The 17,168-nt window shown below is 40.9% G+C and carries 12 protein-coding genes and 1 other RNA gene; 6 read left to right on the top strand and 7 right to left on the bottom strand.

Going from position 1 to position 17,168, the window contains the following annotated elements; genetic code table 11:
- Positions 1-399: 399 nt before the first annotated feature.
- Entirely contained in the window at positions 400-7,485 is a 7,086-nt protein-coding gene (locus FD724_RS11845; RefSeq protein WP_179072764.1) for an AAA family ATPase, read from the bottom strand.
- A 181-nt stretch (positions 7,486-7,666) separates the two neighbouring features.
- Between FD724_RS11845 and FD724_RS11840 the strand changes: the two genes are divergently transcribed.
- From FD724_RS11840 to pstS, 3 genes are all read left to right on the top strand, one after another.
- The gene (locus tag FD724_RS11840) at positions 7,667-8,407 is read left to right on the top strand and encodes a cytochrome c biogenesis protein CcdA (protein ID WP_179072763.1); all 741 of its coding nucleotides are present in this window, start codon (positions 7,667-7,669) and stop codon (positions 8,405-8,407) included.
- 29 nt (positions 8,408-8,436) lie between these two features.
- Complete coding sequence (locus FD724_RS11835) at positions 8,437-9,834, top strand: cytochrome c biogenesis protein (RefSeq protein ID WP_179072762.1); 1,398 nt, start codon at positions 8,437-8,439, stop codon at positions 9,832-9,834.
- Between the two features lie 118 nt (positions 9,835-9,952).
- Complete coding sequence (gene pstS, locus FD724_RS11830; RefSeq protein ID WP_179072761.1) at positions 9,953-11,047, top strand: phosphate ABC transporter substrate-binding protein PstS; 1,095 nt, start codon at positions 9,953-9,955, stop codon at positions 11,045-11,047.
- Positions 11,048-11,206: 159 nt separating this feature from the next.
- On the opposite strand, the gene queF is transcribed toward pstS, so the two are convergent.
- From queF to FD724_RS11805, 5 genes are all read right to left on the bottom strand, one after another.
- The gene (gene queF / locus FD724_RS11825) at positions 11,207-11,605 is read right to left on the bottom strand and encodes a preQ(1) synthase (RefSeq protein WP_114085358.1); all 399 of its coding nucleotides are present in this window, start codon (positions 11,603-11,605) and stop codon (positions 11,207-11,209) included.
- Between the two features lie 89 nt (positions 11,606-11,694).
- Positions 11,695-12,093: a hypothetical protein gene (locus FD724_RS11820; protein WP_114085359.1), complete on the bottom strand. Its 399-nt coding sequence runs from the start codon at positions 12,091-12,093 to the stop codon at positions 11,695-11,697.
- Positions 12,094-12,253: 160 nt separating this feature from the next.
- On the bottom strand, positions 12,254-12,637 hold the full coding sequence (locus FD724_RS11815; RefSeq protein ID WP_114085360.1) for a phasin family protein: 384 nt from the start codon (positions 12,635-12,637) through the stop codon (positions 12,254-12,256).
- A 25-nt stretch (positions 12,638-12,662) separates the two neighbouring features.
- Positions 12,663-12,759: signal recognition particle sRNA small type (gene ffs / locus FD724_RS11810), an RNA gene on the bottom strand.
- A gap of 37 nt (positions 12,760-12,796) precedes the next feature.
- Entirely contained in the window at positions 12,797-13,063 is a 267-nt protein-coding gene (locus tag FD724_RS11805) for a YciI family protein (RefSeq protein ID WP_012412163.1), read from the bottom strand.
- Between the two features lie 359 nt (positions 13,064-13,422).
- Between FD724_RS11805 and pip the strand changes: the two genes are divergently transcribed.
- From pip to FD724_RS11790, 3 genes are all read left to right on the top strand, one after another.
- On the top strand, positions 13,423-14,361 hold the full coding sequence (gene pip, locus FD724_RS11800) for a prolyl aminopeptidase (RefSeq protein ID WP_179072760.1): 939 nt from the start codon (positions 13,423-13,425) through the stop codon (positions 14,359-14,361).
- 150 nt (positions 14,362-14,511) lie between these two features.
- Positions 14,512-15,144, top strand: coding sequence for a DUF4232 domain-containing protein (locus FD724_RS11795; protein ID WP_218651518.1), 633 nt, complete (start codon positions 14,512-14,514; stop codon positions 15,142-15,144).
- A 97-nt stretch (positions 15,145-15,241) separates the two neighbouring features.
- Positions 15,242-16,033, top strand: a complete 792-nt coding sequence (locus FD724_RS11790) for a GH25 family lysozyme (RefSeq protein WP_179072758.1) — start codon at positions 15,242-15,244, stop codon at positions 16,031-16,033.
- A gap of 299 nt (positions 16,034-16,332) precedes the next feature.
- On the opposite strand, the gene FD724_RS11785 is transcribed toward FD724_RS11790, so the two are convergent.
- Positions 16,333-16,782 carry an NUDIX hydrolase gene (locus FD724_RS11785; protein WP_114085362.1) on the bottom strand — a complete coding sequence of 150 codons (450 nt, stop codon included), beginning with the start codon at positions 16,780-16,782 and terminating at the stop codon, positions 16,333-16,335.
- Between the last annotated feature and the right edge of the window lie 386 nt (positions 16,783-17,168).

Genomic DNA, 17,168 nt, shown 5'->3' with positions numbered 1-17,168 from the left:
GAAATTTATGTAAGTTGTGCTAAAAGCAACAATAGCCTTGATATTATCCATAGTTTAATCGCTTGTTTAGCTAGCGTCATCCTGTGAATAAGGGTGGAAGTTGATTACTAACAACCATATTTTGACCAGAACCCCTTCCTACTGACGCATACAGATGATGAATAGAGGGTCAGACCCCTGATTTAAACGATAAAACAATATTATCTGCATCCCATAGTGAGCAGATCCAGACTTCTCTCCGAGATGCTACGCAAACAAAGTAGGGCTAGTGGTCTATCGCAATAATTTTGCTAAGTTTGTAGTAAGCACTTTAGTGCTTGAATATTTGAGGACTAAAGTCCTCACTACAAGCGTATTTACCCCTCAAATTTAATGGGACAGACTACTAGAGCCGCTTCGCTACAAACTTTTAATTAATGATCCGATCGCCTTTACCAATTCTTCTGGATCTACAGGTTTGGAAATATGCTGTTGAAATCCAGCAGCGATCGCTTGCTGATAATCCATCTCTCCAGCATAGGCAGTTAAAGCGATCGCGGGAATTGTCCCACCTTTCTCTGGTTTTAGACTCCTGATCTGTCGCATCAGCATATAACCATCCATCTCTGGCATCCCAATATCGCTAATAATCAAATTTGGCTGAGACTGACTCAGTGCAGTTAAAGCTGCAATGGCTGAGGCTACAGCTGTCACCGTTGCACCATATTGCTCCAGCATGAAAGGCAAAAACTCTCGCATATCTGCATCATCATCCACTACTAGAATCTTTAAGCCAGATAAAGGTAAGGACTGATCTGGCAGCAGTGAGGAGGTATTTATTTTATCTTTGATTCCTTTACTTTCATCCTGTAAACATGGAAGTCGGACGGTGAAAGTTGCTCCTTTTTCTTCACCCAAGCTTTCTACTTGCACAGTTCCCCCATGAAGTTCTACAAGATGCCGGACGATCGCTAATCCTAAACCTAAACCGCCAAATTTTCGAGTTGTGGCCCCATCTGCTTGACGGAAATAATCAAAGACATAAGGTAAGAACTCAGGTGCAATCCCTTTCCCTGTGTCAGTTACGCAGATTTGTACCTGTGAGCCAACCTGCCCTAATTTAATTTTTACCTGTCCTCCACTAGGAGTAAACTTAATGGCATTGGAAAGAATATTCCAAATGACTTGTTGCAATCGATTGCCATCACCTAAAACTTGCCCGACACCAGATTCAAGAATTGTCTGAATCTCAATGGATTTAGCCTGTGCTGATAAACGCACTGTTTCGATCGCAGCTTCAATGACTGATACCAAATTAATGGGGCCGAAGTTGAGGTTAAGTTTACCCTGAAGGATGCGGGAGACATCAAGCAAATCTTCAATTAATTGGGTTTGTAACTTGGCGTTGCGCTCAATGGTTTCGAGGGCGCGATCGCTTGTTGCTTGGTCAAGTTTGCGACTCCGCATCAGTTTTGTCCATCCAAGAATGGGGTTAAGCGGGGTTCTCAGTTCATGGGATAGCACAGCTAAAAATTCATCTTTGATGCGGTTTGCTGATTCTGCGGCGTTTCGCGCCGTTCGTTCGGCTTCATAAAGGTGGGCGCGAGCGATCGCTTGGGCGCATTGTTGAGCAACAGCCAAGATAAACGCTTGATCTTCTTCACTAAGTTCTTGAAGTTGAATAAATCCTAAAGTGATTCCTCCAACTGCTGAACCCTCTACCATCAATGGAATAGAAATCCAGGCATCAATATCATATTGGGCGTAAGCTTCAGCTAGATGAGGGTAACGAGCTATTCTGTTTTGTTTCGATTCCGCCCAAGCAGGTTGTCCAGTCCGCACAGCTTCGGCTAAAGGTGAAGGTGAATCAATAGGAAAAAGCCGCCAAGCGTCTACCAACTCTTGGTTATAGCCAACCGCACGCACAATTTCTAGTTCAGTTTTGTTTTCATTCAGTAAGGCAACGAGGGCTGAACTGGCTTTTAAGGCAGCCATGCTTTGCTCTACAATGACTTCAGATACTTGGGCTGGTGTCAACGATTCTGAAAGGGCAGCCGTGATGGATTGGAGACGGGCAATGCGCTCTAGGGCTTGCTCTGCGGTTTTTTGTGCTTGCTGTGCTTCTTGGTAAAGGCGGGCATTATCAATGGCGATCGCCGCTCGATGGGTAATATCTTCAGCTAGTGACAAGTCAGCCGTGCTGTAACGACGTTCTGATTCTGCTGTAAAAAAGGAAATTGCACCAAAAATTCTTTCACGTGCCGTCAAGGGTAACATTATACAGGACTTTAAACCGATTTCACGTATAATCCTTAGATGTTCTGCATCTTGGATGCCTTTTGCTAATAGTGCATCTGAGATTTCAGTTACCATTTCAGGAATTCCTGTACGCAGTACTTTAGGCACACCTCCCGGTTCATCCAACTTTCTCGGATAATGCTGATGAAGTTGCCAACCGAGTTTAACTTTCTCTGGATCTCGGTGAGCAACTGCTACCCGATTAATTGATTGGTTGTCTTGTAGCAGATCAACGCTGCACCAATCGGCGAAGTAAGGCACAACTAAGTTTGCCACACTTGCTAGCGTGCTTTCGTAATCGAGGGAAGAAGCGAGGGTTGCACTGACTTGAGCTAAAAATGCCGCTCGTTGCTGATCGGCTTCTGCTTCTAAACGGGCGGTTTGCTCTTGAATTAGTTGGATACGTTCGGCTTCAGCTTGTTTGCGATCTGTGATATCAAGCACCACACCACTCATGTGTGTGGCTTTACCTGCTTCGTTGAAAAAGGCTTTTCCCCGGCAGGCTAGGTAGCGGATACTGCCGTCATCCCAAATAATTCGATATTCGAAATCATGCTCTACGCCTTCATTAATTGCTCGACTCAACGATTGAGCCAGCAATGGGCTATCATCTGGATGCAGACGAGCTAAAATTGCTTTAGAAGTTGGAAGAAAAGTTTCAGGTGTTAACCCAAATAGTTGATAAATCTGTTCATCCCAGTCAAACAAATCATTGGCGATGTCCCAACACCAAACACCAATTTTGCCGGATTTCAATGCCAGGTTAAGCTGTTCTTGGCTTTTTTCTAGACCTTGATAAAGACGAGCATTTTCTAAAGAAATAGCAATTTGAACTGTCAAAATATCCAGTACGGAAAGTTTTTCCTGTGTAAAGGCGCTGGGGATAAGATTGTTTTCTAAATATAAAATACCAAGTAATTTTGACTGACGCGCGATCGGTAAACAAAGTACTGATTTGGGTTGTTTTTGGATTACATACTCATCTCCAGAAAACATATTTTGCTCAGTAGCATTTTGCAAAATCACTGTTTCTTGAGTTCGCTGAACATAATTCAGCATTGATTGCGGAATAACTTGTGAAATTTCGCCATCAAATACGGGTCGAGAAACATTGAGTTTTTCAGCCTGGGAATTAACCTTAGCTTCTACTTCTGTTACCATATTTTGCTCATTTCCAAGCAACAAATAACCGATTTCGGCCCCTGCTTGCTCGATGACAATCTGCATTAATGTCTTCAACAACCGCGAAAAAACAATTTCACTAGATATGCTTTGAGAGGCTTTAACTACTGATAAAAAGTCTAAATGCTCACCTGTGGTGATAAATGTTCCGTTAGAAGTAAGCTGTTGTTGTGGCAATAACTGAGGGTAGAATTCTTCGAGGTGCTTAACTTTAGCAGATGCCTCCCAGCGCAGATATGAATTTTTAGCTTCTTGTAAGTAAGTTTTGGCAATTAATTCAAACTCTCGCTCAAAGTAAAACTTAGCGCCTAGCTCATTAGCCAAAGCTTCATATTGCATAAATCCCTGCTCACGGGCTGAAGCAATTGATTGCTCATACAAGCGCATTGCTTCCAAGTCTCGACCTTGAATTCGAGCTATTTCAGCAGCGACTAACTGAGACTTGTGTAAGAAGTTTTCAGGGCAGTGGTAAGCCCAATATTGCAATTGTTGCTGATGAGATTCTAGAGTTAGCAAAAACTGTTCTTGCTCTAGAAAAGATACGGTGGTATAAAGAGCCGTTAAAGTCAGTGAATAATATAAAATATAATCTGTTTCAATGGGTAATGCCAGTGTCGCAACGGGAAATTTAGATAATTTTAATGCACAATATAGTGCATCTGTATACTGTCTATAAGTAAAAAAGATAATTAATTTAATAATGTAATAAAAAATAATTCCACTGACAAAACCTGCATCTGTAATAATAGATAAAGCGTAGGATTCATCAAATTCATCGTTACTTAGAGTCAAAGTTTGGTGAGTGAGTCCGCGTAGATTCATCAGCAACATCTGCTGTAGTCTGATTATCTGATAGACAGCCTCATGTTTAGACTGGCGGGCGAATGCAGTATATTTTTCTAGCGATTTGTATGTTTCTGCAAGTGGAAAACCTAACTGGATAATTTGCCACGATCCTTGATAACCATTGTAGTTTGCCATCGTCACATCACCAGCTTCCACACAACCGATAAATCCCTGCTCTAAAAATGGAATATCGGTAGCAATGTGATTACGCCAAACGTTGATATGACTTCCATGAATGTGTAGAACAACTCCTCTAAGTTTCAAATCGTGAAACTTTTCATTCAATTGAATTGTCATCTTAGAAAATGCGTAGCCTGTAGGAATATCATGGAAGATAGAAACCAATAACATGGCGTACATACTGTAAGCAAAACAGGAATCTTCCGTATTCCCAAACTTGAGGGAATAGTTAACTGCTTTAAGTACGACTAAAGGAAAGAGATGAGGTCTACCAAGATAAGTAGGTGGGCCCAAAGTCGTCAACAAACTAATTACTGTTTTAATATTGAGGTCTTCGATTACTAAAGCATTAATTAAATCAGAGACTTGTCTGTTATCTATATTAGTTGATATCTGGTTTCTTTCAATTGCGATCGCAGCTTGCACTTCCTCATTTGAATCAGGTAATGTCACCTCAAAAAGTTTTAAAGCTTCTAATCCCAATGTCAGCGCCTTTTCATATCTACCCGCAACTTGATAGAGTCTGATTTGCAGTATGTAAATATTAGATTTGTCTACATGAGATTCTGCTTTGAGCAATAATAACTCAAATAATTGTTCCGCTTGTTCTAAATTTCCGGTTAAAAATTCACACTCAGCTAGTTCTCTAAATAAAGTAAATGTTTGTTCATATTGTTCTATCCAGGCATTATCAGCTAAAAGATTCATGGCAACGCTAAAAAGTCTTTTAGCAGGAGTGTAAGCTGTAGATGCTTTTGCTTTCTTAGCAGCGATTAAATTCAATCTTGCCAATTCATCTTTTTCTGTCTGTTCAATAATCAGATTAACCGCGAGATTCAGTTGATTGACTAAATCAAAAATTTGCTCGTTTACTTGTTCCTGATTAAAGTTTTTCAGCAAAAGTCGCCCAATCTTCAGATGAACTACCGACTTTGATTCATCAGCAATTAAGGCGTATGCAGCTTGTTGAACTCGGTCATGATAGAAACGATAGTTTTGATCGACAGTTTCATCTGACTCTATGGGGATAATTAATCCTCTTAAAATTGCTTCAACAAGGGCATTTGCTGTTTCTTGAATAGATTGTTCACCAACGATCGCTAAAACTTCTAGATCAAAGCGATTACCAATACAGGAGGCTAATTTAAGCACTTCTTGAGTTGCGGCTGGTAGCTTTTGCATCCGCCCAATCATCAAGCTGACAATATTATCTGTAATACCTTGGGCTTCAATCTGAGCTAGATCCCATTGCCAAATCCGATATTGGGGGTCAAAAATCAGCAGATTTTCTTGATGCAGTGTTTTCAGAAATTCATTGACAAAGAAAGGATTACCATCAGTTTTTTGGATAATCAATTGAGTAAGAGATTCTACTCGTTCTGCTGAACTATGCAATGTATCAGCAATCAATTGATTTACATAAACAAGATTTAAGGGAGTAAGAATAATTTCAGTTTTTCTTACTCCCTGCTGGCAAATCTTCTCCATCATTAAACTAAAGGGATGCACAACATCTACTTCATTATCTCGATAGGCTAAAATAAAGCAGAGATAATGGATACTAGACGCAGTAATGACGGTTTGAATTAAATTTAAAGTAGCACTGTCTGCCCACTGCATATCATCTAAAAAAACAGTGAGTGGATGCTCCCTTTGCGAAAATACGCTGATAAAATTCTGAAACACTAAATTAAATCGATTTTGAGATTCAGCAGGCCCCAACTCTGGTATGGGTGGCTGTTCGCCAACGATTAATTCAACTTCTGGAATTACATCGGTGATTAATCTACCATTGTTCCCTAATGCTGCTTGTATTCGCTTTTTCCAATTGGCAAGTTGCTCTTCTGGCTCAGTTAAAATTTGTCTAACAAGTGTTTGAAAAGCTTGAACAATCGTGGAGTAAGGAATATCTCGTTTGTACTGATCAAATTTACCAGAGATAAAAACTCCACGTTCTCGCACAATCGGCTTGTGAATCTCCTTAACTAAAGAAGATTTACCAATTCCAGCATAGCCAGAGACGAGGACAATTTCTGGTTTTCCTTCGCTAACAACTCGCTCAAATGCTTGGAGAAGCTTGGCAAGTTCTTGTTCTCGCCCATATAATTTTTGGGGAATTTGAAAGCGCTCTGAGATATCTTGCTCACCTAAAACAAAGGATTGAATTTCTCCTGTTGTCTCCAATTGCTTTAAGCATTGTTCCAGATCAAATTGCAAACCTAAAGCACTTTGATATCTCTGTTCTGCAACCTTAGACAACAATTTGATAATGATGTCACAGAGCATTTGGGGAATATCATAGTTGAGCTTTTTCGGAGATGGCGGAGATTGGGCAATATGACAATGCACCCACTCTAATGGATCTTTGCCTTGAAATGGTAGCTGACCTGTCAGCATCTCATAAAAGGTGACTCCCAGTGAATACAAATCGCTACGATGGTCAATTCCTCGATTCATCCGTCCGGTTTGTTCAGGTGCAAGATAAGGTAAACTGCCTTCAATGCGACTGGAACTGCTAACTATTTGCTGCTGATATGGAATAAAAGCAGCAATTCCAAAATCGGCGATTTTAACCTGACTGGTGTCGAGATTAACTAAGATATTTTGCGGCTTAATATCCTTGTGGACAATGTTATAAGTGTGAATTTGTGCCAGTTTGCTGGTAATTTCAATAGCAATTTTTAAGAATGAAACAGGGTCTTGAAATTGGTCTAGCAATTGATCGAGCGATCGCGCCTCAAAATCCTCCATAATCAAATAAGGGATTCCCTGGTGCATCTCTAAGGCATATACCTTGACTGCGGCGGCGATATTTAACCTTTGAGCGATCGCATACTCATGTTTGAGTTGTTCAATATTATTGGGTGTACACTGTTCTGGACGCAATCCTTTGATAATTACCGGACACTGGTCTTTAACCTTGATTCCACGGTATATGACTGCTTTTACCCCTGCTTTTAACAAAGTGACAATTTTAAATCCGGGTAATGCAATCATCATGCTAAATGCTCCAGCCGTGCTTCTTCCGAGATAATTCGAGCTTAATTGTATTTTAGATACATTTCTTTGGGCAGATGAAATTTAGATAATATCAGCTTGAGATAATCACTTCTGCTGACTCTACAGACAAAAATAAGCTACAATTCAAGCAGAGTAAGCATTTCCCGCTCAGAAACTCCCCATGTTTGATAACCTGCAAACCCAAATTTACCAACTAGAACAATTTGCCAACAGCCTCGTTTCTAACCAACTGGCACACCTTAGCGTAGTCAGTGTTGGTATCATCTTTGGTGCTGGCTTGCTCACCAGTCTTACACCCTGTATGCTTTCTATGCTGCCAATTACCATTGGTTACATCGGCGGTTATGAAGCCAAAAACCGCTTGCAAGCAGCTGCCCAATCAACTTGGTTTGCTTTAGGGTTAGCAACTACATTAGCAGGGATGGGTATAGTAGCAGCTTTGGTAGGAAAAGTCTATGGACAAGTGGGAATTGGTTTGCCGATTATCGTCAGCATTATCGCCATTCTCATGGGGCTGAACTTACTAGAAGCACTACCTCTGCAATTTCCATCTTTGGGCGAAACGAATTGGATTTCGCAAGATTTACCGACAGGATTGCGTTCTTATTTACTGGGGCTGACTTTTGGCTTAGTTGCATCTCCTTGTAGCACGCCTGTTTTAGCCAGTTTACTGGGTTGGATTGCGAATACACAAGACTTAATTTTAGGTGCTGTTTTGCTACTCTCTTACACAGCCGGTTATGTAGCACCATTGATTTTGGCGGGTACTTTTACAGCTTCAATTAAAAAATTACTAGAATTGCGTCGCTGGTCTGGTTGGATTAACCCAGTTAGCGGGGCGCTGTTGGTAGGATTCGGTGTATTTTCCTTAATTTCTCGGATTCCCCTTGGCAGTTTTTAAGATCAATACTTTGTTAGATTTTACACGTAATGACTTTAGAAGATTCAGCGTCCAAAGAATTAAAATGGTGGGCAATACCTGGCAAGTTCTTACGGCAAGAGCTTTTGCCCGTACTGACTAACTTACGACTAGCGATCGCACTACTGCTATTGATTGCAATCTTTAGCTCCACTGGTACTGTAATTGAGCAAGGTCAGTCACCCGCATTTTACCAGAGCAACTACCCAGAACATCCCGCTTTATTTGGTTTCTTAACTTGGAAGGTAATTCAGGTAGTTGGATTAGACCATGTATATCGTACCTGGTGGTTTCTCGCATTACTGATTTTATTCGGCACTAGCTTAACAGCTTGTTCTTTTACCCGTCAGTTACCAGCCTTAAAAGCTGCCCAGCGCTGGAAATATTACGAAGAACCACGGCAATTTCAAAAATTAGCTTTAAGTGCAGAACTAGATAATGGTTCTCTAAATTCTCTCAGCCAACTATTACAGAAACGCCGCTATAAAATTTTTCCAGATCAAGAAAAAGAAAATATCCTTTATGCCCGCAAAGGAATAGTCGGACGCATCGGCCCAATTATCGTTCATATTGGCATCGTCGCTATTCTAATAGGGGGAATTTGGGGGGCGATGACTGGGTTTATGGCACAGGAAATGATTGCCAGTGGCGATACATTTCAAGTCACAAATATTGTCGATGCTGGCCCTTTAGCTGCCCAAGTCTCAAAAGATTGGTCTGTGCGCGTCAATCGTTTTTGGATTGACTACACTCCATCTGGCGGCATCGATCAATTTTATTCCGATATGTCTGTCTTAAATAAGCAGGGAGAGGAAGTTGACCACAAAAAGATTTTTGTTAACGAGCCTCTGCGCTATCGGGGCATAACCTTCTACCAAACCGATTGGGGAATTGCAGGTGTTCGCGTCCAATTTAACAACAGCCCGATTTTTCAATTACCAATGGCGCTATTGAACACCAAAGGGCAAGGGCGCATTTGGGGTACGTGGGTTCCTACTAAACCGGATTTGAGTGAAGGTGTTTCTTTACTAGCCAAAGACTTACAAGGGATGGTATTAATTTATGATCCCAAGGGTAAATTAGTTGATACTGTCCGCGCTGGGATGTCAACCGAAGTCAATGGCGTAAAGTTGAAAATTTTGGATATTATTGGCAGCACTGGCTTACAAATTAAAGCCGATCCAGGCATACCAATTGTTTACTCAGGATTTGGTTTACTAATGTTGGGTGTGGTGATGAGTTACTTTTCTCATTCACAAATATGGGCATTGCAAAAAGGCGATCTCTTATATGTTGGTGGCAAAACTAATCGCGCCCAAGTTGCTTTTGAACAAGAGGTTTTAGAAATTTTAGATCGGCTTAGTTCAGAGCCAAAAATTGAGGAAAAAGAGACGGCTATTGAAGTTTAAATGCAAAGGTACGCATAGCATAACTGAAAACTTTGCGTACCTTTGTATTTGAAACGTATTTTTCTCGTTTTACAATTAATTACACCTACACAGCTACAGATTGGAAAATTATTAAGCATTGGAACTAAAGTTTTGTATATCTGCTCAACTTCAATCTAAACGACGGGTTTGCCTACTACCCGTAATCGCTATATTGTTGAGTATCGCTTCTTGTACTACCGATAATAAAAAAATCAAGCACGTTTCTCTCGTTGGTGCTGGGGCAAGTTTTCCTGCGCCTTTGTATGAACGCTGGCTTTCAGATTACAACCAGCAAAATCCCAATGTGGAAATTAACTATCAAGCTATAGGAAGCAGCGCTGGAGTGCAACAGCTGATTGAAGGTACTGTAGACTTTGCAGCTAGTGATGTGGGAATTACAAATGAACAAGCAGCTAAGATAAAAAGGGGAGTGGTTGCTTTACCCATGACTGCTGGTTCCATAGTGCTAGCTTACAATCTCGCGTCCACCCCCCAGTCACCTCCAGTCAATCTGCCAAATGGTTTAAAGCTATCACGCCAAGTTTATGTAGATATCTTTCTCGGAAAAATTACGAATTGGAATCATCCGAGAATAGCTGTAGCTAACCCAGGCGTAAATTTGCCCAATTTACCAATTCAGGTTGTACACCGCACTGATGGTAGTGGAACTACAAGTGTGTTGACGCAACATCTAAGTGCTATAAGTCCAGAATGGAACAGCAAAGTTGCAGCAGGTAAAGCTGTCGCATGGCCAGTGGGAATTGGTGGAAAGGGTAACGAAGGTGTTACTGCCTTAGTTCAACAGATCCCAGGAGCTATTGGCTATGTAGAATACGTCTACGCCAAACAAAATAAACTTCCTGTGGCTGCTTTGGAAAATAAATTTGGTAATTATATTACGCCGACACCAGAATCTGTAGCTCAAACCTTGGAGTCAGTGAAGTTACCCGCCGATAACTTGATTGCTTTTATCAACGATCCTACAGGTTCCCAGTCTTATCCCATCGTTACTTATAGCTGGGTTTTAACTTATCAGGAATATCCAAACCGAGTCAAAGGTAAAGCGCTAAAAAAATTTATTGATTGGGCTTTGATTGAGGGGCAAAAATCCAGTTTGGAACTTGGATATATTCCTTTATCTAAAAAAGTTGTACTTCAAGTACAATCTGCTGCAAACAGAATTGCAAAATAACTGCTTAATCAACCTGAGTAAAAATGTTCGTGTTCGCTACAAACCAAAATTTGCGTTGCTAGTTGGGGTATGAAAAATAATTTTGCGTAATTTCAGAATCCTTGTAGAGACGTTGCATTGCAACGTCTCTACATCCCCATTTAGCAATACCCAAAATTTTTATGATGGGTATTTGTGATGACGCACTTCAACCACAGTATGTACATTGCCACGAGGCGTAAAATCTGCTTTCACAGTGGCTTCTAACGGGTCACAAGCAGCCACAAAATCATCCAAAATTTGGTTGGCAGATTCTTCGTGGGAAATATAGCGATCGCGGTAACTGTTAATGTAAAGTTTAAGCGCCTTCAATTCTACTACCCGTTCATCAGGTATATATGTAACGTAAATTGTCGCAAAGTCAGGATAGCCGGAAAACGGACATTTACAAGTAAATTCCGGCAAAGTAATATTAATGTCATATCGTCTCCCCACACGCGGATTTGGAAAGGTAATTAATTTACCTTCCGCAATATCGCGTTCACCATACTTCATTTCAGGGAATTTGTCAGTTGTCATTTGTCATTTGTCATTGGTTATTTTAATTATCTTTACGTCTTTTTATTAATTTTGTACAGACAAAGATTTTTCGCGTCTCTGCTCCCCCCTCAATACTCTTCCTTCTCCCAGTCTGGACAATTCTCATCTTCACAACCGTGGGGATGCATAGCACAAACTAACAAATTACCACTATAAACTTGACCGTGGTAATGAGTACAACCGATGCAGGCAGGATTTTTTTCAGCTGTAGGTTCAACTGAATAAGGAAAACCTGGATCTACATCTGCTACCATGTCTTCCAGTTCCCAGTAAGCCTCAAACATTGGTTCAGCTAAATCCTGTAAATACTGATCGACTTCAGTAACAATATTAGGGACTTGCTCAGTAATTTCTTCCGTTAGCTCAAAAAAAGCGTCAACCATTTCACTCATTCCCAGGAAGAAACGCTCTACTTCATCAGCAACTGTTTCAACGATTTCTGCTAAATCCTTTTGCCACTGTTCCATAAACTTGACACCTTTGCAGGCTATAAACAGGACGCTTTGTGTTATCTGGGTGGAAGCACTACAATACACACTAGGCAATGTATCTTATCAAGTTTCTATATGAAGTGCCATGTCAAAGTGCCACTTATTGCCAGTTATATCGAGTACAAAATACTTTTTATTAATCGCGTTGCAATCGTTTTAACTCGTTTTGCAGGTCTAGCACTTCTTGACGCAATTTATCCACATTCTCATCACTTGATCCCTCTTTCACCGTTGGTTCTTCATCTTCCTCTAAAATTTCAATGCGGCGAGGTTCCGAAGGAGGTGTTTTCTCGGAGGTTTCAGCAGATGGTTGGGCTTGTTGGGCTTGCTTCATCATTTCTTCCACAAAGCGGCGGGCTTCTTCTGTGTTCATTTCGCCCTTTGCCACCATTTCATCTGCCAGTTTTTGGACTTGCGATCGCACTTGGGCTAATTTCCCCCCTGCTTTCTCACCTGCGTAAGAAGCTAATCCAACACCGAGGTAAAAAGCTTTTTGAACAATATCTCCAAAACCAGCCATTGTTGCTGACCGCTCCTAAAAATAGGGCGACCCGGAGACTACGCCTATTACAAGCCTCCCGTGTTGCTGCTACCTTCCGGTTCTGACAAGATTTGGGTGTTGCAATCGCATAGATCCAGGTCTTCTAAAAGCATAACATGAAAAACCAGTAAGTGTGTGTTATTCCATAACAATTCGCCATTCGTAAAGTTGATAGTTGACGCAACCGTGTTTTACCAACGGGTCATCAGCGACAATTGCTTCTGCTTCCTCCTTAGAGGCTGCCTCAAACAGTAACATTCCGCCTCTTTGTTCTGCCCAATAGCCTGTTCGTGCTTTGTGTCCTTTAGCAATCAAGTCCTGGATGTAGGCTTTGTGAGCAGGTACATATTGGTCAAAGGTAGGTTTATCGACTTTCCCTTCTTCAATTTTGACAAACCACGGCATTTACTTACGACCTCTCATAATAATTTTGGATTTTGGATTGAGAATAATCAAAGCTCCTGAGCAAATCAAGATATTTTTAGGAGTAGCCTTTTCAAGGTGACTCGTAAAATATCTTAATTTTTATCAGCGCTGCGCCCGTTGCTACCCTGTGGGAACGCTATGAGTTGGGGAACCGCAAGGGCGCACTGCAATACTTGTCGGTTAAGGGGAAGGGGAAAGAAAAACCTTTAACCTTTACCCTTTAACCTTTTCCCCAAACCCAATGCCGAGTTAAAAATGGTTAACCGAGCAGTATTGGGGCGCACTGGCTTCTCTATGACTCTGCGGTTTATGACAACATTACTGATAAAATTTCTAAAATGCGAGAACTTTACCCAGCGATCGAGCCTTACCGACAAGGTAGTTTACAGGTTTCCAACCTACATACCATTCATTTTGAAGAGTCAGGAAACCCCCAAGGTCAACCCATCGTTTTGCTGCATGGTGGGCCTGGTGGTGGATGTCCACCTTTTTATCGACAATATTTCCACCCAGAAAAATGGCGGATAGTGATGTTTGACCAGCGTGGTTGTGGTCAAAGTAAGCCCCATGCTGAATTACGAGAAAACACCACTTGGGATTTAGTCAGTGATATCGAAAAACTACGCCAACATTTAGGTATAGAAAAGTGGGCGGTTTTCGGTGGTAGTTGGGGTAGCACTTTATCATTAGCCTACAGCCAAACCCATCCTTCTCGCTGCACGGCATTAATTCTCCGTGGTATTTTTATGCTGAGGCAAAAAGAGTTGCGATGGTTTTACCAAGAGGGCGCTAGCTATATTTTCCCTGATGCTTGGGAAGCTTATGTCGAACCAATTGCGATCGCAGAACGTGATGATATGATCGCAGCATATTACAGACGCTTGACCAGTCCCGATTTAGAAATTCAATTAGCAGCGGCGCGTGCTTGGTCAATTTGGGAAGCGAGTACCAGTAGACTTTTTTTAGACCCAGAACTCATGCAAAAGTTTGGCGAGAGCGAATTTGCTTCAGCTTTCGCACGTATTGAATGCCATTACTTTATGAATAAGGGCTTTCTTGAAACAGAAGATCAATTACTCTTAAATGTAGACCGTATCCGCCATATTCCGGCTGTAATTGTTCAAGGACGCTATGATGTAGTCTGCCCAATGATATCAGCTTGGGAATTACATCGAGCTTGGCCAGAAGCAGAATTTATAGTGGTTTCTGATGCCGGACATTCGATGAGTGAAACAGGAATTCGTAGTGCTTTGATTGAAGCAACAGATAATATTTAATTCGGTTGAATACTTAACTTGTGGAACGGGGAAGTTCGCCAAAAAAGGGGATGTAAGACCAAACCCACAACAAAGCAATCCCTTGTGAAATGGGAAACTTACACTGTATTTAAAGCATCAGTGTAAGTAGTTCATTACAAAAAAAGAGATATGCGAATTCTAATTATGGAAAGCACTATGTTGTTACTCCTGACTGCGGTGACAACAGGCTGTGTCAGTTCTCCCTCTGTTACAAAACAGCCACAAGCCTTACCAACAATCACTGAACAGCCTACAAAGGCAACTGTGTTGACCTCAAAACCTACACCGGCTGCAAAAACTACAGACAGTTCTACCCCTGAACCCACTATTTCTAAGAATCCGACGCGCTGTGAAACTAGCCAATTGTCAGTGCGCCGAGTCTCCGAAGATGCTGGCGTTGGGAATGTTGCCCTCACCTATGCCTTCACCAATAACGCCTCATCCCCTTGCACCCTCTACGGTTATCCGGGATTGGCACTACTGGATGCAAAAGATCGACCTTTGCAGGGAATTAAAGTTATTCGCTCCAAAGACACTTACTTTTCGAGTCAGCAACCTCGACAACAAGTAACTCTAGCTCCTGGAAAACAAGCCTCATTTCAAGTAGCATACAATCACATTAGTTCGCCCCAGAAAAACTGCCCAATTTCTAATAAGATTGAAATCACACCTCCGAATGCTTACCAGCACCTTACCGTCACAGAAGAAATCAAGCCTTGTACAGGCAAAGTCAGAGTGACCCCAGTACGAGCAGTCTTGTAAATTTATGTAATTTACTAAAAAATCTAAAAATAGCATAAATTTGATTAGAGCCTCTGATAAGTCCAGTATTGTACTGTTCAAAAAGGTTAAGGATTTTATGCTAGGAATTGATGTTGCCGATCAAGATGGCAGAGTAGATTGGACGGCTGTAAAAAACTCTGGTAAAACCTTTGCGTTTGTCAAAGCCACAGAAGGAGTTAGTATTAAAGACTCTGCTTTTGCTCATCATTGGCAGACTATGAAAACGGTTGGTATTATTCGGGGTGCTTATCATTTCTTTCATCCCCATACATCTGACCCAGTTCAGCAAGCGCAGGAATTCTTAAAAATCTTGGGGAAATTAGAACCAGGAGACTTACCACCAGTTCTGGATGTCGAGGTAACTGACAAAGTAAATAGCCAAGCTGTAATTAGTGCAGCTAAACTGTGGTTAGCAGAGGTGGAAAAAGCCCTTTTACAACAAACGAAAAAAGCAATTAAACCAATTATTTATACCTTCCCTAGTTTCTGGCAAGAACTTGGCAATCCATCTGATTTTGCGAGTTATCCGTTATGGATTGCCCACTACGGAACGCAGAACCCAAGTATTCCTGGTGCTTGGCAAGGACAATACCTAATCCATCAATATGAAGGTGATATCTCTGGTGTCGCTGGTGTTAGTGGTCGAGCCGATTTGAATAGATTTAATGGTTTACAGCTAGGAGATTCTGGGCTAAGGGTCAAACAATTACAACAGCAATTAAAAGATATTGGATTATATACTGATGCCATTGATGGAAAGTTTTCTGAGTCAGTTAAGAATGCAATTGTTAGTTTCCAAACATCTAAGAAATTGCAAGCTGATGGGATTGTCGGTATAAAAACTTGGGTAGCTTTACTGTGGATTTAGAATGGATAAGCTTACTCAATACATAGACCCATACCCATCAAATTGATGTAAACATAGGTGATACCTTACATCTAATATTTACTTATTTTGATTAGCAAGTGCAGTTGTTTTAAATATTTAGCTACTTATTGAAAGTCGCTTATGTTGCTTCGATGGCTTCTCAATAAGTAGCTAGGTGTAAATAAATTAAAGTTTGTAGTAAGGACTTTAGTTCTAGTAAAACTTGCTATTAACGATGAATTGCTGACTACGAACTAGGGCTTTTGGCGTATTTAATTATACTAATTTAGTATGTATTTCTATATATGACTAGTATCTTGAAATGCACAAAAGTGAGATTTAACCTGGAAAAAACCTTTAAGAATTCGTTTGAGTGAACTAAACTTAACCCACCTGATAGCTGTAGTTACTTCTACCCACTGCCGTTTTCTTTTACTTGCTTCTGGATAATCTTCACTCAGCATCTCAACTGGTAACAAATACATCTTGACACGATAACTTTTGCCTCCTTTGCGGTACTTATAAGTGCCCAGTTCATTGGTGTCTACCTGCCCAATTACCCCTGCTTCTTCCCAAGCTTCTTTGGCTGCTGAAGCGGGCGGACTCATGCCATTAGGAATATCTCCTTTTGGAATCACCCAGTGTTGGAAGTTACGGGTCGTGATTAGCAAGATTTCAACTTTGCCATTGTTCACTCTATAAGGAATCACCCCAGACTGTTTAAACACTTTGCTGACTTTTCGACCCATGTAATTTACATCCTGTACGGTTTAGCTTTTTTGTATAATGGTTATTTCAAAAAGTCTAACGCTGATACCGGATAAGTTTTGGTTAAATTTAGGTTAGGATGAGGTTAAAAAAATTTTATTATCCATAAGAGTTAATTATTGAAAGTTTTTTATTAATTTCGTCATCTTGTTTGTGGGCAAGAATACATCAAACTATGTTAAGGAATATAAAATCAAGTAAATTGGCTCTTAGTAAGCGGCTTTAGCCCTGACTAAAAACCTTTAACTATTCATGCCCACTTATTTAACTCTGCCGCTTAGACTAGAGGCGGAGCTTCCTAGTTGCATTCCTAGTTAGAACTGGGAACGAGATTATGAAGTTTTTAAAGGGTTGGGTTGAGGTTGGG

This window comes from Nostoc sp. C057 (genome assembly GCF_013393925.1).
GTDB classification, from domain to species: Bacteria; Cyanobacteriota; Cyanobacteriia; order Cyanobacteriales; family Nostocaceae; genus Nostoc; species Nostoc muscorum_A.
The sequence above is the reverse complement of the archived record's forward strand: the minus strand, read 5'-3'. Positions and strand labels throughout refer to the sequence as shown.